This is a genomic window from Candidatus Sulfotelmatobacter sp. (assembly GCA_035504415.1).
GTDB lineage: Bacteria > Vulcanimicrobiota > Vulcanimicrobiia > Vulcanimicrobiales > Vulcanimicrobiaceae > Vulcanimicrobium.
Window position 1 is genome coordinate 64309 of the sequence record DATJRY010000005.1, and the last position, 19082, is coordinate 83390.

17 protein-coding genes are annotated in these 19082 nt (G+C 68.6%); all 17 read right to left on the bottom strand.

Features of this window, described 5'->3' with window-relative positions; all coding sequences use genetic code 11:
* Positions 1–7 precede the first annotated feature (7 nt).
* The 17 genes from fliD to flgG all read right to left on the bottom strand — a co-directional run bounded on the left by fliD (position 8) and on the right by flgG (position 19079).
* The gene (gene fliD, locus VMD91_01645) at positions 8–2086 is read right to left on the bottom strand and encodes a flagellar filament capping protein FliD (protein ID HTW82753.1); all 2079 of its coding nucleotides are present in this window, start codon (positions 2084–2086) and stop codon (positions 8–10) included.
* A gap of 1 nt (position 2087) precedes the next feature.
* Positions 2088–2426, bottom strand: coding sequence for a flagellar protein FlaG (locus VMD91_01650; GenBank protein ID HTW82754.1), 339 nt, complete (start codon positions 2424–2426; stop codon positions 2088–2090).
* A 50-nt stretch (positions 2427–2476) separates the two neighbouring features.
* Positions 2477–4414, bottom strand: a complete 1938-nt coding sequence (locus VMD91_01655) for a hypothetical protein (protein HTW82755.1) — start codon at positions 4412–4414, stop codon at positions 2477–2479.
* Positions 4411–6675 carry a hypothetical protein gene (locus tag VMD91_01660; GenBank protein ID HTW82756.1) on the bottom strand — a complete coding sequence of 755 codons (2265 nt, stop codon included), beginning with the start codon at positions 6673–6675 and terminating at the stop codon, positions 4411–4413. The genes VMD91_01655 and VMD91_01660 overlap by 4 nt, the downstream gene beginning before the upstream one ends.
* A gap of 7 nt (positions 6676–6682) precedes the next feature.
* Positions 6683–8659 carry a glycosyltransferase gene (locus VMD91_01665; GenBank protein ID HTW82757.1) on the bottom strand — a complete coding sequence of 659 codons (1977 nt, stop codon included), beginning with the start codon at positions 8657–8659 and terminating at the stop codon, positions 6683–6685.
* Positions 8660–8754: 95 nt separating this feature from the next.
* Positions 8755–9987, bottom strand: coding sequence for a flagellin (locus tag VMD91_01670; GenBank protein HTW82758.1), 1233 nt, complete (start codon positions 9985–9987; stop codon positions 8755–8757).
* Positions 9988–10074: 87 nt separating this feature from the next.
* A complete protein-coding gene (gene csrA, locus VMD91_01675) occupies positions 10075–10356 on the bottom strand; it encodes a carbon storage regulator CsrA (GenBank protein HTW82759.1) in 282 nt (93 codons plus the stop codon).
* A 51-nt stretch (positions 10357–10407) separates the two neighbouring features.
* Complete coding sequence (locus VMD91_01680) at positions 10408–10902, bottom strand: flagellar assembly protein FliW (GenBank protein HTW82760.1); 495 nt, start codon at positions 10900–10902, stop codon at positions 10408–10410.
* Between the two features lie 23 nt (positions 10903–10925).
* Positions 10926–12233, bottom strand: a complete 1308-nt coding sequence (gene flgL / locus VMD91_01685) for a flagellar hook-associated protein FlgL (GenBank protein HTW82761.1) — start codon at positions 12231–12233, stop codon at positions 10926–10928.
* A gap of 4 nt (positions 12234–12237) precedes the next feature.
* Positions 12238–14412 (bottom strand): flagellar hook-associated protein FlgK, encoded by a 2175-nt coding sequence (gene flgK / locus VMD91_01690; GenBank protein ID HTW82762.1) that lies wholly within the window; start codon positions 14410–14412, stop codon positions 12238–12240.
* Between the two features lie 79 nt (positions 14413–14491).
* A complete protein-coding gene (locus VMD91_01695) occupies positions 14492–14968 on the bottom strand; it encodes a hypothetical protein (protein HTW82763.1) in 477 nt (158 codons plus the stop codon).
* A gap of 76 nt (positions 14969–15044) precedes the next feature.
* Positions 15045–15344, bottom strand: coding sequence for a flagellar biosynthesis anti-sigma factor FlgM (locus VMD91_01700; protein ID HTW82764.1), 300 nt, complete (start codon positions 15342–15344; stop codon positions 15045–15047).
* 96 nt (positions 15345–15440) lie between these two features.
* Positions 15441–15797 carry a rod-binding protein gene (locus VMD91_01705; protein HTW82765.1) on the bottom strand — a complete coding sequence of 119 codons (357 nt, stop codon included), beginning with the start codon at positions 15795–15797 and terminating at the stop codon, positions 15441–15443.
* On the bottom strand, positions 15797–16924 hold the full coding sequence (locus tag VMD91_01710) for a flagellar basal body P-ring protein FlgI (GenBank protein HTW82766.1): 1128 nt from the start codon (positions 16922–16924) through the stop codon (positions 15797–15799). The genes VMD91_01705 and VMD91_01710 overlap by 1 nt, the downstream gene beginning before the upstream one ends.
* Before the next feature lie 18 nt (positions 16925–16942).
* Positions 16943–17548, bottom strand: a complete 606-nt coding sequence (locus tag VMD91_01715) for a flagellar basal body L-ring protein FlgH (protein ID HTW82767.1) — start codon at positions 17546–17548, stop codon at positions 16943–16945.
* Positions 17549–17550: 2 nt separating this feature from the next.
* Positions 17551–18291 carry a flagellar basal body P-ring formation chaperone FlgA gene (gene flgA / locus VMD91_01720; protein ID HTW82768.1) on the bottom strand — a complete coding sequence of 247 codons (741 nt, stop codon included), beginning with the start codon at positions 18289–18291 and terminating at the stop codon, positions 17551–17553.
* On the bottom strand, positions 18291–19079 hold the full coding sequence (gene flgG / locus VMD91_01725) for a flagellar basal-body rod protein FlgG (protein HTW82769.1): 789 nt from the start codon (positions 19077–19079) through the stop codon (positions 18291–18293). Before flgG ends, flgA begins: the two co-directional genes overlap by 1 nt.
* Between the last annotated feature and the right edge of the window lie 3 nt (positions 19080–19082).

Here is a 19082-nt window from a genome sequence, read left to right on the forward strand (position 1 = left end):
GTATCCGCTAACTGCTGGTGCTGAAGAGGTCACCGAGCGAGGACTGCATCTCTTGCAGCTGCGCGATCTGGACTTCGCTGTCGGTGAACTGCGCCCGCAGGATGTTCGCCTGCATGTTGGCTTGATTGGTCACCGACGAGATCGTCTGCTGCAACGACTGAATCTGATCCTGACCTTCGGTTTCGATCGTCTGGAACAGCGACTGCGGCGGCGCGGTTCCGACCACCGAGTTGGCGAGCTGCGTCGGCAGCCCGGTCACCGTCGCCAGGTAGGTCCCGACCGAGTTGAGCAGGCCGCCGCTGCTCGTGAAGATCGACGCGACGGCGCTCGGATCGTCTTGCAGCGCGGATTGCAGCGCCGTTACGTCGAGCGGCTCTAATTTTCCGTCGGTACCGGCGTAGGTCTGCGAACCGACTTGATTGGCGTCCGACGTGTTGGTCGCCGTCGTGTCGGTTGAGGAGGAGTCGGAATCCGACGCGCCGTTGGAGGCGGTGCCAACCGTGAACGAGCTGTCGAGCTGCAAGCCGATAGCCGAGAGCGAGTTGTACTTGCTGCTGCCGGTTTGAAACAGCCCCGTCACCATGTTGACGAGCTGCTGCTTGAGCCCCTCGACGTCGATGTTGTTGAACAAGATGCCGCCGGAGGTCAATTGCACGCCCTCCTGCGAGCCGGTCGCGCTATCGCTTTGCGACCCGATGACGGGGGCGGCGGTCGCGGTGTTGATCTCGCCGATCACCGCGTTGTAGCTCTTCACGAACGCGTTGAGCGCGGTCTGCAGCGCGCTGCTGCTCTCGGCGACGTCGACCGTTACCGGGGCGATGCCCGTCGCGCCGCCGATGGCTTCCTCCAGCGTCAGCGAGACGCCCGGCACGACGTTGTTCACGGCATTCGTATTCGAGTAGACCGTTTGGCTTTGGCCCGAGGCGTCGGTGTACGTGATCGCGGCGTCTTGGCCGATCGTTTGGTCGGCGCCGGCGTAGAGCTGACCCGGTGTCTGGTAGTTGGCGAGCAGTCCGACTGCCTGCAAGAAGTTCGAGGTGTCGCCGGCCGAGCCCAGTTCGATGCTCTGCGGTCCGTCGTTCTTCGACGTCAGCACCAGCTGCGAGGTGGTCTGATCGTAGGTCGCGACGACGCCCGCAGACGATTGATTGATCGCGTCGATGATGTCCGCGAGGTTGTTGCCCGACGCGTCGACTTTGAAGTTGACGCCGTTGATCGAGAACGAGCCGCTCGTGACCGCCGTCGCCAAGCCCGCGTTCTGACCGGTGTCGAAGGTCGCGCCCTCGTTGAGTCCACCGAGCGGACCCGAGCTGGTGATCGAATACGTGCCGGCGTTGTCCTGTTCTTGCGCGGTGTCGAGCTTGAGCATCGCGAGCGCGTTGCCGGTATCGTTGGCCGAGCCGACGCTGATCGGAGAGCTCGACGAGAGGCTGAACGTCTGAGTCGCCGCGTCGAAGTTCACCGTCACGCCGACGCCTGCGTTCGTCAGCGCGCTTTGCAGCTGCGAGGTGAAATCGGCCATCGTGATCGAGCTGGGATCGTACGTGAATGCGACCCCGTCGACGGTGATCTGCGCTTGGTTGCCGTTGCTCCCGCTCGTCCCGGCCTCGGGCGAAATCGCCAAACCCGCCTGATCGAGCGGCGAGGTCGTGCTGATCGTGCCGGCGGCCTGCGTCGAGCTGGCGATCTGCGTCGCGGTCGCGAGCGTCGCGGCGGTGATCGTGTACGCGCCCGGCGTCGCCGTCTCTCCCGAGATCGACGAGACGCCGACCGCCGAGGTGTTGCTCGAGCTCGGCGCGGTGGCGTTGAACAAATCGGGATTGCTGAGCGCCTGGAAGCTGTCTTGGAATTCCGTGACCAAGTTCTGGATCTTGATCAGCTCGGTCTGCTGTTCGTTGAGCTTGGTGATCGCGGTCTGATCGGGCTTCTCTTGCTCCAGCGTGAGGTTGACGTACTTGTCGATGATCGCGTTGTAGTTGATGCCCGACGCGATGCCCGGGAACGAGACGGGCGGGACGTTGGTCCCGTAGACGGTCGAGTCGGCGCTGCTCGAGCTCGACGTGCCGGTCGAAGAGACTCCACTCATGCTAGGCGCTGTGATCCAGAACGGCGCCGGCCAGTTTGTTGAAGAACTGAGCGATCAGCACCATCGACTCGGGCGGGAACTGCGTGATCACCTGTCCGGTCTGCGCGTTGGTGAAAACCGTGACGATCTCGTTGGGATCGTGCACGACCCGAAACTGCACGGAGACCTGCGAACCGTTGCCGACCAGCTGGGAGAGCGCGCTGTGCAGCGTCTCGTCCTGGGGCGCGTCGACAACGGGCGTGCCGCCCTGCGGGCCGGGGTCGGCCGGCTGCGCCAACTCGCTGGGCGGCGCCGGGGCCGCGGCGGCCGTCGCCGCAGCGTCGACTGAGAGAACGTCCATGTTCGTGCAGAATCCTCCACTTGCGATATCGGTCGGCCAGGCCGCCCGATTTAGGTGACCCCGGCGGCGGCTTCGGCGTAACCGCGAACGATGCCCCGGATGACCATCGCCGGCATCAAGGCCCCGGTCGCTTCCGCCGGAGGCACCGGCGGGAAGCGCCGCCCTTCGTCCCAGGCCTCCCCGAGGGCACGGGTGAGCGCGCCCAAGTCGCCGGGGTCGAACCGTTGGGGGACGATGCCGGGGATCGCGAACGAGCGCCGCTCCGCAACGGCCAGACGGGCTCCGGCGAGCACCGCCGCGGCCAGGCGCGCTGACCCCTCGCCCAGCCACGCCGCGTCGACGACGACCGCGGCGGCCATGCGCAACCCGGCGGCCTGGGCAGCCGAGGGCTCGGGCAACACGATCAGGTCGCGGCCGCCGAACTCGCGCACCCGTTCGAGATAGCTGGCATCGAGCACCGGTCCCGCCAGGACCAACGGGATGCCCGCCGCGGCGGCGCTGCGGGCAACCAGAAGCTGGTTGGCAGCCGGAGCGATCGGGGCGTGGACGAATGCGAACGGATCGGGACCGACCAGCTGCCCCACCGCGGCCGGTTCGTGGATCGCGACCAGCGGCGGAACCACGGCGAGCGTGGTGCGGCGGCCGCTCCGGCGCAACACGCGCTGCGCTTCCTCGTCGGAGGCGACGAAGACGATGGCGGCGTCGCGCAGCGCGGCCGCGCTCTCCTCGAGCTCGGCCTGCGGCGGCGCGTAGGGGGCGTCGGCCGTCGCCTCGCCGACGCTGACCGCGCGGCGCGCGAGCATGGCGAGGTACCGCTCGACCGACGCCTCGTCGGCGCCGTATTCGAAGCACAAGCGCGCGACCGTGGCACCCCACCACAATCCCGCCGCCGCATCTTCTTCGTACGCGTGGATCGCGCTGGGGATGCGCGCCCGGCGGGCGGCGTCGACGATGCCGCGGACGCGCCGGCCGTCGCGAACGCCGATGATGTGGACGAGGTCGGCGCCGGCGACCTCGTCCGGATGCACGCCGTACGCGACCTCGAAACCTTCGGCCGTCAGTCCGGCGGCCAGCGCCGCCGCCTCGTCGGTATCGGCTCCGGGTTCGTTCGCCGCGTCACTGCGCCCGAGCACGATCACGATGCGCCCGGCCGAGCCGCCCTGGACCCCGCCGGTAGGCGGGAGCGGGGCCCGCCGTTGCGGCTCGGCGACGCGCTCGACCACGAACGAGCGGCGCGGCGGTCCTTCGGCCGCGTCGTAGGCGAAGCCCACGTCGACCGGCAGCGGATCGACCACCCCGACGGCGCCGGGCCCCGCGGCATCCAGCCGCAAGACGGTCTCCGCCGAGCTCGGCGCGGCGAGACCGTCGCCCAGCACCACGACCGTCGCCGCCGACGAGGACGGCGGCTCGCCGTACCATGCCATGGCAGCCGCATCGCGGCTCCCCGGCGCGACGCCGACCGTGCCGAGATCTCGCAGCACCATCCAACCGCCGACCGCGTCGGGCGCGTCGAGCAGGACCTCGCGACCGCGCACGTACCGCCGCGCCCAATGATACGGGGCCAACCGTACGAGCGCGTCGCGCAGCGGGGCGGCGCCGAACGCACCGATGGCCCGCGCCGCCTCGAAGCGAGGCGCAGCCGCGAAGGCGACGACGTGCTCGCCGAACAGCATCCCGGAACGCATCAGGGCGTCGAGGTGCGGCAAGATCCGTTCGGCCAGCGCGGTCGCGAAGCCGTCGCCGCCACGGAATCCGGCCGGGAACAACAGGGGGTCGCGCTCGCGCTCGACGATCAGTTTCGGTTCGACGAAGACGCCGGGGACGACGGTGTCGCCGTGCTCGCCGGCAAGATAGAAGTCGAGCAGCAGCGCGTTGTGCCGTTGGCGCACGACCGGCTCGATGCGGACCGCGGCGAGCCGTTGCGGATCGTCGACGGGCGTGCCCGTGCTCCAGGGCGCGATGACGTCGAAGACGCGATGGGTTCTCATCGGGCCGCGCGCACCACGTCGTCCAGCGCCTTCGCCGCGCGGACCTCGGCTCCGGCGAAGGCCGCGCGTTCGTGCCCGGCCGCGACGATCAGACGCTCGTCGGGCGCCACCGCGGCGCGCCAGGCCGCCAAATCGCCGACCCGCTCGACGCGAACCGAAAGCGCCAGCGCCAGCGACTTGCCGCCGGCGACCAGGAGCGCCCGGACACGTGCCGCGACCACGGCCGTCGGGATCCCGCCCTCGAGCAGCAGGTCGAGCCGCACGGGGTCACTGGCGTCGAACGTGCCGGCCATCTCGGCGACGAACGCGAGCGCTCGCTCGAGCTCGGCGTCGTCGGCGACCGCGAGCACGATTGCGACCCGCGCCGGTGTCGCGACAACGGCCGGGACGACGAACGGCACGCGCGTGGCCGGATCGAAACCGCGCGCGCGCGCGCCGGCCCGGTCGGGGACCGCCACCAGCGGCTGCACGAGATCGGCCGCCGCGGCGGGATTGTGCGAAACGCCCGGATCGAAACGGTGGACCAACGTGTCGTCGCAACGCACGACGGTATACCCGGCGGCGCGCAGGCGCGTGACGAGATCCGCGATACCGCGCCGCGTCGGTCCGAGCGCCGGATCGATGCCGCCGACCGCGTCGAGCGCTTCGCGCGCGATCAGGATCGCGGGAGTCGCCGACAGCTCGATCGGGGTGCAGTCTCGCGCGTGGTCGCGCGCCCGGCGTTCCGCGACGTGCTGCAGCTCGTTCAGGTTTCCGTAGCTGACCTCTTTGACGCCCTCGCCGCTCAGGAGCGAAGCGGTCTGCGGCACCGAGGGTACCGCGGCACCGAGCGCCGGGACACGCGCAAACGCCGCGCGGAGGCGATCGAGCGTGTCGGCGGGGATCAACACGTCGTCGCTCAACAGGAAGGTCAGCTCGGGCCCCGCGCCCAGCGCGCGGTTCGCGGCGCCGACGAGCAACGGGTCGACCTCGTCCAACTCGATCGACGCGATCGCGTTGGCGCCGAGGATCCTGCGCGCGGTCTCGTTGCCGGCGGCGCACACCGCGACCAGCTCGTCGCCGGTGCGCGTCGCCGCCAGGGCGGCGTCGAGCGTCGTCCGCAGGACGTCGGGCGAGGACGACGCCAGGAAGACGCACCGCACGTGCTTGGTTCCGGCACCTGCCCGCGGACCCGCGGCACGGCCCGGCGCGCGCACCGCCCTGCCCGCTGCTTCGACGCCGGCGAACAGGGCGTGCAACGACGCGGCGAGCGGACCGTCGCCGGGCTGCACGTGTTGCGGAAAGCGACCGGCCGCGAGCAGGACGCAGTTCCCTTCGAGCGCCGCGACGCTCGGCGCGACCGCCGCGACGTAGGTGGCGTCTTCGAGCCGCTCGACCAGGAGCGCGAGGGCGTCGGCATCCGGCAATGCGGCCGACGCGGCGATCAGCACGTTACGCTCGCCGCGCACGCCGAGCTCACGGCGCAACGCCGCCACCGGCTCGTCGACGGCGCTCGCCGCGACGACCGCCGGCAACGCGCTTGCGCGACGAGCGGCGTCGCGTGCGTCGGGGCCGTGGACCAAGACCGTCAGCGGCGGCATCGGCATGCGCACGCGTCGTCGCAGGCCGCCTTCGAAGCGCGTCTCGCGCTCGATCGTGCGCCGCCGAACGGCGAGCGGCAAGCGCGAGCCGCCCACGAGGGCGGGATGGGCCTCGCTCACCGCGCGCAGCGCCGAGCGGCGCCCGCGATCGTCGGCGCTCTCGGTCGGGATCGCCCAGGCGAACGACGGCAAACAGGACACCTCGAGCCCGCGTTCGCGCGCGCGCGCCGCGACTTCGACGAGCGCCGCCACCGCATCGAACGGCAACGGCTCGAGCAGCAGCGAACGCTCGGCGAAGAACGCACCGGGCGCCGGCACGTCGATCGGACCGCGCAGCTGCGCCTCGATGCCGCCCTCACCGTGCCCGATGCGGATCGGCCACAGCTCGAAGGGCAGCGCACCGGCTTCCGACGGCCCGAGCATCCAGCCGTAGTGGCGCCAACTCTCCGAGTACGCCGCGCCTCCCAGCACGGCCGGACCGGCATCGAGCGCGGCGCGCACGCCGCCGAAGGCTCCCCCCAACGGCGCGGCACCGGGCAATACCACGAGCAGGTACGGATCGTTCGCCGCACGCGCCGCGAGCGCGAGAGCATCCGGATCGGCGACGGTCACGACCGCCGACGCCCGCGCGCGGGCCTCACGCAGATCGCTGCTCGGCGCCGCCAGGATCGTGAAGTGCACGGAGGACTTAGTCGAGCGCGAGCGCCGCGATCCCCTGCGCGTCGGCGACGCGGCCGGCCGCCAAGAGGTCGGTGGCCAATCCGACGGCCGTCGTCTTGAGCGTGGAAGCGTCCGCCAGCGGCAGCGCGCGCATGCGGCGCACGGTCGCGACCGCGGCGTCCAGATCGTTCGAGCGGCGTTCGATCTCGGCGCGCAACGCCAAGGCCGCGCCGGCGTGGCCGTCGGCATCCGGCACGTGTGCGAGGTGCGCGAGGGCGTCGGCATCGCGGTGCAGCCGTGCTGCCGCCAGCGCCGCGTTGAAACGCAGCACCGGGTCGAGCGGGGCGAAGGTCAGCGCGTCTTCGGCGACCGCGAGCGCGTCCTGGGGCCGCTTCTCCTCGAGCAGCCGATGCGAGCGGCGCGCGAAATCGCCGACCATCACCAGCGGCGCGTCCAACTCCTCGGCTCGCAGGCGCGCGCGCCGCTCCTGATCGCCCCGCCGCAGGCACAGCTCGTCGATCAGTCCGAGAATACGGCCGTCGCCCGGCGCGAGCGCCAGCGCGCGCTCCGCGTAGGGCAGCGGGTCCCCCAACGCCTCATCGCGCAGCACCTTGGCCGCCGAGAGCAGGAGCGTCGCGCGCGCCCGAGCGCCGACGATGTCGCTGCGCCGGTCGATCATCTCGAACGCCTCGTCGAAACGCCGGCGCCGAATGAGGAAGTTCGCGTAGTTGACGAAGCCGGTGCTGCCGTCGATCTGTGCGCCTTCGCGGAACAGCCGCTCCGCGTCGTAGACGCGGCCGACGCTTTCGTAGGCGTGCGCCGTCGTACTGCGCAGCAGCGGCGAATCCGGCTTGGACGCGAACGCGCGCTCGTACCATGGAAGCGCTTCTTCCCAGTTGTCTTCCTTGACGTAGGTCGACGCGATGTTCAAGCTCGCTTTCCAGCTCGCGATCTCGTCGTCGACCATGAAATACGCGCGCGCACCGGCCCCCAAGTGCATCGAGCGGCGATACGATTCGCGTGCCTCCTCGTAGCGCTTGCCCAGTGCGAGCAGATATCCACGTGTGAAGAGCAGGTTCGGATGATTGGGCGAGCCGGCCAGCCCGCGGTCGAGCAGCTCGATCCCGCGATCGATCTCGCCGCGCCCTTCGGCGTACGCCGTCGCGAGCATGACGTACGCGGTCCAGATGAAGCCGCGCACGGTCGTCTCCATCGCGAAGACCTTTTCGAGCGCCTCGATCCCGACGCCGATGTCGCCGGCGACGACGGCGTTGACGCCGAAATTGTACCAGGAGAAAGCGTCGTCGCCGTTCTCGCGGATCGCGCGCTCGAGCAGCGGCTTGTTGCGTAGGCCTTTCTCGCGCGAACCCAAGATCTCTTTGGTATAACCCTTGTGGAGAACGCGCACCGTGCTGACGATCCCGGGCAGGTGATCGGCGCCGTGCAGGACGACGTTCTCGTGGATGACGCCGTGATAGCGAATGCGCGGGGTGGTCGGAAAGATGCGCGGCAGGATGTGCGACATCGTCGATCCCGCGCCGGTCTCGTCGTCGACGAGGTTCTCGATCTTCAGGTAGACGGCGGTGTAGTCGGCCGGCGTCTCGCGCAGCGCGCGCAGCGTCGCCAGCGAGTCGGGCGTGATCTCTTCGTCGGCGTCGAGCACCAGCGTCCAGCGCCGAGTCGCCATCTCGAGCGCCTGGTTGCGAGCCCAAGCGAAGTCGTTGCGCCACTCACGGAAGATCACGTTCGCGCCGAACTCGCGCGCGATCTCGACGGTACGGTCCGTCGAGCCCGTATCAACGACGTTGAGCTCGTCGACGACGTCGCGGACGCTCGCCAGGCACTCGGCGAGGAAGCGCTCCTCGTTCTTGACGATCATACACAGGCTGATGCCGACCGGCAGCTGCTCGCGCTCGGGCGGCGGGACCGGCAGGTTGAGCAGCAGCCCCGTGTGGTTGCGGGCGAACGTGCTCTCCCGGTACTCGTCGACGATCGCTAGCGGCATCGCATCACCATCTCCCTGGGTATCGGCGCGACCGCAAAAAAAGAAGAGAGCCCGCCGGAGCGGGCTCTCTCTGGTTGGTGCGAGGGCTATTCCGCTTAGCGGAAGAGCGCCAGGACCGACTGGGCGTTGCTGTTCGACTGCGCCAGGACCGAGGTACCGACCTGGACCAGGATCTGGTCGCGGGTGTACTCGGTGGTCGCGCTGCCGATGTTGAGGTCGCGGATGTTCGACTCGGAGGCCTGCAGGTTGGTGGCCGCCGTGTTGTCGTTGTCCTGGTCCTCTTGGAGGCGGACGATGACCGCGCCGAGCTGCGAGCGCTGGCTGAGCAGCGTCTGCAGGGCGTTGTCGATCTGGCCGATCGCGTCCTCAGAGGCGAACGAACCGTAGTTCGTGTTGCCGATGAGGTTGATGTTCGCGATGCGCAGCGAGTTCGTCGAGGTGCTCACGAGCCCGATCTGGATCGTGTCGCCTTCCTCGGCGCCCGACTGGAAGTTGAACGCCGGCGCGTTCGGGTTCGAGTTGGCCGAGACGTACTGGCTGACCTTGATGTACGAGGTCACGCCGACGTCGAGCGTACCAGCCTGGCCGAAGGTCACGGTGACGCCGTCGACCGAGATCGCGGCGACCGTGCCGGCCGCCGGGACGGTCAGCGTCGTGACGACGTGGCCGGCCTGCGCCGCGCTCGAGAAGAACGAGACGACGAGGCCCTGCTGGTCCGAGTTGAGCTGCGCGACCTGAACTTCGATCGAACCGTCGACGATCGTGGTGCTGGTGCCGGACAGGGTGACCGATCCGACCAGCGTCTGCGTCTCGCCGTTCGCGCCCGGGGTCGCCAGGTCCGAGTTGGCCGTGATCGTCGCAAACGCGTCGACCTGCTGCTGGAAGCCGGCGTGCGAGCCGTCCAGCAGGTTCTGACCGTTGTAGCTCGTGTCCTGAGAGATGCGGTTGACTTCGAGGAGCAGCTGCTGCACCTCGGCCTGCAGGTTCGCACGATCGTCGGTCGAGGTCAGGTCGGACGACCCTTCGACGGCCAGCGTGCGGATGCGCTGCAGGATGTCGGTCGTGGTTCCGAGCGCGCCGTCGGCGATTTGCGCCGCGTTGGTCGCGTCCTGGACGTTCTGCGCGCCCTGGTCGAAGCCGTTGACCTGCGACTGCAGGGACTCGGCGATCGCCAGACCGGACGGATCGTCAGCGGCCGAGTTGATGCGGAGACCGCTGGAGAGACGCTGGACCGTCGTGGACAGGTCGGCTTGCGTCTTGTTGAGGTTCAGGCTCGCTTCGTTGGCCAACAGGTTGTTGGCGATTGAGAGCCCGCCGATGCCAGGCATGTAGTTCCTCCATGAATTACGTTCACACGTGTGATGGAAGGGGGCTTCCTACCCCACTCCCGCTATACGTACTTGGTGATCGTCAAATTAGGGTCTGGACTTTAGGTTCTTCACGTTTTTGGGGCCGGCGGCCTGCGCCCCCTTCCCCAGGTCGGCGATACGGGCCCGCTCGGCGGGCTTCGCCGGCTCTCCAGCAGCCGCTCGGTTGGTCCGTTGGATCTCGTCGTAGACCTCGGAACGGTGGACCGGGATCGAGCGCGGGGCTTCGATCCCCAGCTTGACGGTGTCCCGGTCGACGGAGACGACCACGATCCGGACGTCGTCCCCGATCATGATCGCTTGGTTGAGTTTACGACTGAGAACCAGCAACGTCCGGCGCCCTCCGTGGCGGAGAAAGTTGCGCGGTTCCCGGTCGGGCGGTCAGGCTCCCGCCGTAGCCGTCGTCGACGCCTGAGCGGGCGCCGGCGCCTTGCGCGGAACCGGAGTCCGCACCGAGTATCCGCTCCCCTCCAGCGTCACTTGACGGCCGGTCCGAGTGCGCAAGTTCACGATGACGGGAGCCAGCAGGTTCATCGTCATGTCGGACGCGTTCGGACCGACGATCACGATGCCGAGGAAGACGAATTCCTCGGGCCGTTTGAGGTCGAGGGAGCTCACCGCGTATTCCGGCAGCTTCACCTGGTAGTCCGGAAACATGTGGAACGGGTTGCAGGTCGGGAGAGCGACCGAGGGGTCGTCCAGGCTCTGCAGCCAGATGAAGTGTTCTTGCTCTTCGAGGTGCAGGGCCAGGAAGCGCCGGAGGTGGCCGAAGCCCGGGAGGCCCCAAGGGAACGTCAGGACCTCGTCCTCGCGGAAGGTGCACGACCCAAAGCGCGGCAGCTCCATGGTCGTCGTCTCGATCTGCGTGGTATCCACCATCGTCTCCGTCATGTTTTCGCTCACTGCAGGTAGTTGAAGAGCGTTTGTTGTTCGAGCCGCGTCGTCGTCGAGTAGGCGGCCTCGAGGGCGGTCTGCGTCTGGGTGAACGCCGTGGTCGTCGAGGCGACGTTGGTGTCCTCGATGCTCGACTCTACGTTCGTGTTATCGGTCACGTTGCTCTGAAGTTGACTCGCCAGCGAGGTGAGCGTCTGCAAGTTCGCGCCCACTTGCGCGCGCGCCGTCAGCACGACGTTCAAGGTATTGCTGATGTCGCCGAGCTGGGTCGAGATCGGCTGGATCGTATCGCCTTGACCCGCCAGTCCGAGCGCCTCGACCAGATTGCCGCCGTTCGGGGCGTCTTGGACGGTGAACGCGCTGCTGCTGCTCAGCGTGATCTTCTGCGTCTTCGCATCGTATTGCGCGGTCACGCCGCCGTCGGCGGCGGCAGCGTTGTTGATTTGCGCGACGACCGACGTTCCCGCCGGCGGCGGCACGCCGTCGTCGATCGGGGCGTTCGCCGCAATCGGGATGCTCGTGCCGTTGATCTCGATCGTGAAACCACCGCCGCCCGCCACGGGCGCGGTTGCGAAGCTCGAAGCCTGGCTGAGCGTCGTCGGCGCGGGCGCGCCGCCCGTCTGCGGCCCATAGACGACTTGACCCTCGGCGTTCATCGCCTCTTCGCTGGTGTCGGTGTACTGCGGGTTCTCGACCTGATTGCGCAGGTTGATCAGCGTCTGGAAGACGTCCGGCGAACCGTCCGCGGAGTTGTAGTTGAACGCCTGCTGGAACGTCGTCGAGAGCGTGATCACCTGACCGTTGAACAGGATCTGGCCCGAGGATTGCTCGTTCCCCGAGAACGTCACCGACGTCGGCGGATCGCCGACGGCCTGCACCGGCGGCAGCGTGCTGGCTGCGGTGCCGCTGAAGATGTACTGGCCCGAGTACTGGCTGTTCCCGTACGCGATCGCCTGCGAGATCAGGTTGTTGACCTGCGAGACGATCCCCGAGCGGTCGGTACTGGTGAGGCCCGAGTTCGCGGCTTCGACCGCCAGCGAGTTGGCGCTCTGCAAGATCGAGGTCAGCCCGTTGAGGACGCTGTCCGTCTGCGTGAGCTGGTTGGACGCCGCGCTGGCGTTGGTCGACTCGGTCGTCTGCGTCGTGATCGTCTGGTGCAGCTCCAGATCTTCGCCGATCTGCAGCGGATCGTCGCTGGGCTCGTTGAGCGAGATCCCGCTCGAGAGCTCGCCGCCGAGCTGCGCGTACTGCGCGGCCTGGTTGTCGATCGCGGCGGTCTGCTGGGCGTAGATGGTCGAGGTGGCGATGCGCATGCGGCTATCCTGTCGACGACGAGACCATGCCGAGCGCAGTCTGCAAGAGCGTCTCGAGAACGCTCATCGTCTTCGCGGCAGCCTCGTAGGCGTTTTGGTACTGGAGCAGGTTCTGGGTCTCTTCGTCGACGTTGATCCCGTCGACCGACTGGCGCTGTGCGTTGATGCTCGTCGCCAGGTTCGTCTGGGTGGTGGTTCCGGTGGTGGCAGTCGCGGTGTCGTTGCCGAGCTGGGTGACGAGCACGCCGTAGTACGCGCTGAGCGTCTGCGAGGGCGTGCTGGAGATCGAGTAGCCGTTACCGTGGGCGCCCGTCGCCACGAAGCTGATCGCTCCGGTGCTCGGATCGACGCCGGTGACCTGGACGGTCTCGGACGCCGCGACCGTCGGCGGCGCGCCGATCGCCGCGCCGCCGCTGATGGTGAGCAGCTGGCCGACCTGGACGTTCGCGAACTCGCCCGGCGTCGAGGGCAGGACGGTGACCGAACCGGCGGCCGTGATCGGCGACGTCGACTGCGCTTGGAGCGGCGGAATCCCGACCGGCGTCGAGAGCATGGTGATCATCGCGTTCGTCCCGGCGCTGTCGGCCGAGCCCAGCGCGTTGCCGGCACCCTGGGTGACGCCGCTGATCGCGCTCGCGCCCACGATCTGCAGGATCGAGTTGGTCGGTGTTCCGGCCGACCCGGCCTGCGGACCGTTCGAGTCGGTGATCGTGAAGGTCGGCGAGGTCGCGGCCCCGTTGGCGGCCTGTTGGGCCAGCAGCGACTGCCCTTCGTTGGTGGGGTCGCGCGCGAAGACGATGCTCTGGTTGGTGCTGTCCCACGAAGCCGTCACGCCGAGCTGCGCCGCGTTGAAGCTGGTGATGAAGCCGTTGATCGTCGACGAGTTCCCGGTCGCGCCGATGTCGTAGTCGAAGGTCTGGTTGACGCCGTCGACGGTGACGGTCAACTGCCCGGCGGTCGTGGGTGGCGCGCCGACCGCGCCGCCCGTGTACTCGAGCGTGGTGTTGCCAAGGATCGCCGAGGCCGTGTCGATGCTCTGGTTGGCGGCGTTGGCCGAGACGACCTCGCTGCCGGCGTCGGTCGAGGCCAGCGCGGTGGTGACCTGCGAGCCGGCGGTGAGACCGACGCTGATGTTCGAGGCCGTGATCGCCTCGCCGGCGGCGGCCGGCACGAAGAACGCCTGCCCGGGCGTGCCGGTGGTGTCGTACGAGGCCTCGCTCACGCTGTTGACCGTGTTCGCCAGCGCCGAGGCGAAGTTGTTGAGCTGCGTCGCGTACGAGCTCAGGTTGTCGTTGTAGACGTCGACGTACGCGCCGAGCTGCCCGCTCCCGACCGCGACCGGCGTGGGGTCGGCCGGGTCCGGATCGCTCTCCATCCCGATCACCATCTGCGGCTCGCCGTTCGAGCCGGTCGCGACGACCGGCGCGGCCAGATGGTAGACGTTGGTGTCGCTCACCACGGCGATTCCGCCGATCGTCACCAAGGTCGAGCCGTTGGCCTGCACCGAGGTCGACGTCGCCACGTACTGCGAGAGCTGGTCGATGTCGTTGTCGCGTTCGTCCTCGAACGTGTTGGCGTTGGCGCCCACGGCGCTGGCCGCGCGGATCTGCCCGTTGAGCGAGGCGATCTGGTCGAGCAGGCCGTTGACGGTCTGGACCGTCGTGGTCGCCTGCTGCAAGACCGACGACTGCGCGCTCGAGACCGCGGTGCCGACGTCGTTGAGCTTCGAGGTCAGCGCCTGGGCCGAGGTCAGCACGGCGGTTTGGTCGGAGGCCGTGGTCGGGCTCGCCGCCAGCGTCGAGAGCGCGGTCTGGAAGTTCGCGTAGGCCGTGTTGATGCCGCTACTCGGCTCGCCGAACGAAGACTGCACCGAGGTCAGCACCTGCTGCTCGATGGTGTAGTAGTTCTGCGAGGACGACGCCCCGCGGAAGAGCGAGTCGTACGAGTTCTGGTGGATCCGCGTGATCGAGTTGACCACCACGCCGTCGCCGGTCATGCCCGGCGCCGAATACGACGGAGCGCCCGGATTCGAGACGATCGGCGATTGCTGGGTGATGTTCGCGACCTGCCGCGAGGCACCGGTCGTGTCCTCGTTCGCGATGTTGTCGGACGTGACGTTCTCGGCGACCTGGAACGCGTTGAGCGCGCTCCCGGTAACGTTCAGTGCAAAGAAACTCATGCGGCCTCGCGCTCCTGCGGAGCCCGAGCCCACCTCGGCTTCGCCTCGTCAATCGAGATGCGGATCGGTAGTGAACGAATCATGCGCGGCGGCTCACGAGGACGCTCCCGGTGGGTGGGGGGATGATTCCGCGGCGCCGGTAGGTGCCGGTCTGCTCGGTCGAGGCCCGTTGCAGGACCTGAACCGTGCGCGCGAGCCGGTCCATCCCGGCGAGGATCAACGCTTTGTTGTTCTGCACCGTCAGACGCAGCGCGATGCCGCGCGTCGAGAGCGCGTAGACGGTCGCGTAGAGCTTGCGGCGCAGCGCGGGCGGCGCATATGCGCACACCTGGCGCAGGTTGAGCTGCCCGAAGCCGCGGCGCTGCATCGCGATGCGCTGCGCGTAGGCCATGCCGTGCAGGACGCGCTTGGACTCCAGTTGCCGCTCGGCACTGACGATGCGGGCCGGCACGTTCGCCACCAGCGCTTCGGTCAGCGTGAGCGCCGCGTCGCCCAGCTCGCCCAGGAGCCGGTTCTCCTCGAAGATCAGCTCCGAGAAGCGTTGCCACTGGCTCATGCTCGCCCCCCGTCGCGGTCGAAGGGCGGACGGCAGCGCGGCGAGGACCGCGACGGCTGCGCCGAAGGCGAAGCCTCTAGCCGGCCGCGGCCGCCGCCGCCTCGACGATGAGACGTCCTAACAATTTGTCGACGATCTCCTCGGCCGGGACGTAATACTTCCCCTCGGCGATGCGCCGCTGCAGATCGCTCACCAGCTCCGGCCGGTAGAACGGCTCCATCGTGGCGGCAAAGAACGATGCGGCCAGGGATTGCGCGGCTTCCGAACGCTCGAACGAGTCGGCCGTATCGAAGGCTACCGTCGCGACGGTGTTCTTCCGTTTCACCGCCCGATAGGCGGTCAGCGCGGAGCGGATCTCCGCCCGACTGATGATCATGGATCGATACGCCTCGCTTCGCTCGCGCTTCCTTGCTATAGGCCGTATCGTCGGCTGGTGAGCCGGACTTTAGGGCGAGCGCGAGCCAATCGGCGTTCACGGGTTCTCCTCCTGCACCGGAGCCTTGGCTTCGGTGCTGGAGTTGGCGAGGACGCTGCTGCGCAGCTGCTGCTCGAGCACCTTGGCGATGCCGAGCGACCCCGTCTTGGCCAGCTCGTCGGAGCGCTGCTGGTCGAGCATCTCCGTCCACGTTTGTTCGGCAGCGGACGTTTTGCCGGTCAGTGAGACCTCAGGCGCCGTTTTCCGCATCTCGGTGAAGAGCATGTTGACGAACAGCGACTCCATCTGCTGCGCGACCTTGTGCAGCTTCTGGAGCGCCTGCTGCTGCTGCGCCGTGAGCGGCGCCTGGGCGGCGAGGCTCTGGGCGGAGGGCGGCAGCTTCTCGAGCGACATCAGATGATCTCCACGTCGGCCTGCAGCGAGCCGGCGTCGCGCAGCGCCTGCACGATCGAGATGAGGTCGCGCGGTGAGACGCCGATCGTGTTGAGCGCCCGCACGACTTGCATCAGCGTCGGGGCGCCCGAGACGTAGATCAGCTTCCTGGTCCCGGTCTGGCTGGCGGTGACGGTCGTGTTCGTCTGCACCGGCGGCTGGGTGCGCGAGAACGGCGCGGCCGGCACGACGGTGTTGTTCGTCGCGATCGTGATCGAGAGGTTGCCGTGCGCGATCGCGCAGGGCGCCAGCGTGACGTCGCCGCCCATCACCACGGTGCCGGTACGCTCGTTGACGACGACCTTGGCCAGCTCGTCGGCGTCCAGCGGCAGCTCGCCGGCCTGGGCCAGGAAGTCCACGTCGTCGCCGGCATAGCGCGCAGGCAAGTTGACGCGGATCGTCTCGGCGTCGTTGGCGTGCGCGGTGCCCGGCCCGAACTTGGTGTTGAGGATCTGGGCGACGCGCGCCGCGGTCAAGTAGTCCGGCGTCGTGAGCACGTACGAGAAGCCGGACTGGTCCTGCTGAATGTTGGTGATCATGTCGCGCGCGATCACGGCGCCCTGCGGGATGCGCCCGGCCGTGACGTGGTTCTGCAGGATGCTGTTGGGGCCGCCGGCGCCGGTCGCCGAGGCGTAGAAACCGCCGACCGAGAGCGGGCCCTGGGCGGTCGCGTAGACCAGGTTGTTGGCCGCCTTGAGCTCGGTCAGCACGAGGGTGCCGCCCTGCAAGCTGGTGGCGTCGCCGAGCGTCGAGACGGTGACGTCGACGTTGTCGCCCGAGTGCGCGAACGGCGGCAGGTTGGCGGTGACGATGACCGCCGCGACGTCGCGCGTGCGCACGTTCTGCGAGCTGGTCGAGAGCCCGAAGGCCTGCAAGATGTTCTGAATCGTCTGCGAGGTGAAGACGACCGACGTCGAGTCACCGGTCTGGTTGAGGCCGGTCACGATCCCGTAGCCGACCAATTGGTTCGTGGTCACGCCCTGCACGCGCGCCACGTCCTTGAGCAGCACGCGCTGCGCCGACGCGTGCAGCGGCAGCGCGCTCAGCGTGAGCAGCAGGGCCAGGGCGGCGGTCAGCGTCTTCTTCATCTTCATCATCATCTTGCGTCAGAACAGGAAGTTGACGATCTTTTGCAAGATCCCCTGAGTCTTCTTGTCGGCGTCGCCCTTGAACTCGGCCTGGACGTTCGCGACGTTGCTCGAGGCGATCGTATCGGTGTTGTCGATGTCTTGCGGGCGGATGACGCCGGTGATGTGCAGCACTTGCTTCTGGCCGTTGATCAGCAGGTTCTGATCGCCGGCGATCTTCAGCGCTCCCGACGGTAGCACGTCGGTGACTTGCGCCTCCATCGTGCTGGTGAAGGTGCTCGAGCCGACCTGCGCGCGCGCTTCGGACGACTGCCGCGTCGCGCCCAAGCCGATCCCGTCCTTGAGCAGGAAGATGTTGGCCAAGCCCTGGCCCGGCGTCGCGCTGAGCGAGTAGCTGTTGTTGACGCTCTGCTGCATCGACTGCGAGTTCGCTTGCGAGAAGTTGAACACGACCGTCACCAGGTCGCCGACTTGCCCGGCACGGAAGTCCGGCCCCAGGCGCAGCGGGTGCCCCGGGCCGACCGGCGGCGGTGCGGCCTGATACAGCGTGTCGGCGAACGCCGGCGCGCCGAGCGCGGCGAAGGCCAACACGGCGAGCGTAACGCGAGAGAGGGCGCGATGCATGGCTATTCGCCTCCTGGGAGCGTGAGCTCGACGCGATTGGGGCCGGTCACGATGCCGGCGACCGCGCGTTGCGTCTGCGGGTTCACCACCGTGACCGTGTCGCCGATCGCGCCGCCGGTGCGGGCGATGACGTCGGCCATCAGCGAGACGGGGCCGTCGTGGATGACCAGGATCGCCGCCTGACCGGGCCGCACGAGCGTCTGCGGCGAGGTCTCCTCGACGTACAGCGGCAGCCCTTTGGAGAGGGCCAAGTTCATGCGGCGGCCCAGCAGCGCGTCGCGCTCGACCGCGGGCCGGCCGCTGGCCGGCACGCGCGCCAGCACGACGTCGTCCGGGCCGAGCACGGTGCCCGGCGTCAGATCGTGCGCCGCGACGGCGGTCTCGACGTAGGTCACGACGTGGTACCCGACCACGACGGTCCGGACCACCGCGCCGTCGACCACGATCGCGACCGGCACGCCGACGTAGGTCGGGTTGACGTACGGCGATCCGCCCGGCTCGATCGTGACCGCGCCGCTGGGCACGCGCTGGTCGGCGATCTGGAAGGCCGGGTTCAACGAGCGCTCGGGGCCGTCGCTCAAGCCGTGCGCGATGCGATCGGCGAGCGAGGCGATGCGGGCGCCGGCGACGATCTGCGTCGTCGCCGTGACCGTCACCGACGCGCGCACGCCCGCCGCCGGCACGCAAAGCGCGGCGGCGAGGGCGAGGGCGGCGGCAAGGGCGCGAGCCCGCGGAGCGATCATCAGGACGTCTTCATCTGGACCGCGGTCTGCAGCATCGAGTCCGCCGTCGTGACCGACTTGGAGTTCGCTTCGTACGCGCGCTGCGCGGTGATCAGGTTGACCATCTCGGTGACCACCGAGACGTTGCTCTGCTCGAGGTAGCCGCCCTGAAGGGTGCCGGCGCCGTTGAGACCCGGCTGCGAGATCGTCGGCGCGCCCGAGGCGCCGGTCTGCAGGTACAGGTTCTGGCCCTGCGGCGCGAGGCCGGCCGGGTTGATGAAGCGCACCAGCTGGATCTGGCCGAGCGTCTGCGGGAGCTGCTGACCGGGAACCTGCGCGGTCACGGTGCCGTCCGAACCGACCTGCACCTGCGTCGCCGTCGCCGGGATGGTGATCTGCGGGTTGAGGAAATAGCCGTCGGCGGTGGTGATCTGACCGTTCGAGTCGACCTTGAACGAGCCGTCGCGCGTGTACGCCGTCGTCCCGTCGGGGAGCGTGACCTGGAAGAACCCGTTCCCCTCGATCGCGATGTCGAGCGGATTGTCGGTCTCTTGCAGCGTCCCTTGCTGGAACATCTTCTCCGACGAACCGACCTTCACGCCCAGACCGACGTCTTGGCCGACCGGCACGATCGACGGGCCGACCGGCGTCCCCGGCGCGCGCAAGTTCTGATAGATCAGATCTTGGAACTTGGCCAGGTTCGCCTGGAAGCCCGTCGTGTTGACGTTGGCGATGTTGTTGGAGATCGTGTCGACGTTGTACTGCTGGGCCATCATGCCCGTGGCGGCCGTCGAGAGCGCTCGCATCATGAT

Bases quoted from the DNA above. Each gene is read 5' to 3' on its own strand.
- VMD91_01705 (HTW82765.1), bottom strand. From the start codon at position 15,797: ATGTCGCTCGAGAAGCTGCCGCCCTCCGCCCAGAGCCTCGCCGCCCAG.
- flgK (HTW82762.1), bottom strand. From the start codon at position 14,412: ATGAGTTTCTTTGCACTGAACGTTACCGGGAGCGCGCTCAACGCGTTC.
- flgA (HTW82768.1), bottom strand. From the start codon at position 18,291: ATGATCGCTCCGCGGGCTCGCGCCCTTGCCGCCGCCCTCGCCCTCGCC.
- VMD91_01670 (HTW82758.1), bottom strand. From the start codon at position 9,987: ATGCCTGGCATCGGCGGGCTCTCAATCGCCAACAACCTGTTGGCCAAC.
- flgG (HTW82769.1), bottom strand. From the start codon at position 19,079: ATGATGCGAGCGCTCTCGACGGCCGCCACGGGCATGATGGCCCAGCAG.
- VMD91_01695 (HTW82763.1), bottom strand. From the start codon at position 14,968: ATGAGCCAGTGGCAACGCTTCTCGGAGCTGATCTTCGAGGAGAACCGG.
- VMD91_01715 (HTW82767.1), bottom strand. From the start codon at position 17,548: ATGCATCGCGCCCTCTCTCGCGTTACGCTCGCCGTGTTGGCCTTCGCC.
- VMD91_01700 (HTW82764.1), bottom strand. From the start codon at position 15,344: ATGATCATCAGTCGGGCGGAGATCCGCTCCGCGCTGACCGCCTATCGG.
- flgL (HTW82761.1), bottom strand. From the start codon at position 12,233: ATGCGCATCGCCACCTCGACCATCTACGCCCAGCAGACCGCCGCGATC.
- VMD91_01665 (HTW82757.1), bottom strand. From the start codon at position 8,659: ATGCCGCTAGCGATCGTCGACGAGTACCGGGAGAGCACGTTCGCCCGC.
- VMD91_01655 (HTW82755.1), bottom strand. From the start codon at position 4,414: ATGAGAACCCATCGCGTCTTCGACGTCATCGCGCCCTGGAGCACGGGC.
- fliD (HTW82753.1), bottom strand. From the start codon at position 2,086: ATGAGTGGAGTCTCTTCGACCGGCACGTCGAGCTCGAGCAGCGCCGAC.
- VMD91_01650 (HTW82754.1), bottom strand. From the start codon at position 2,426: ATGGACGTTCTCTCAGTCGACGCTGCGGCGACGGCCGCCGCGGCCCCG.
- VMD91_01710 (HTW82766.1), bottom strand. From the start codon at position 16,924: ATGAAGAAGACGCTGACCGCCGCCCTGGCCCTGCTGCTCACGCTGAGC.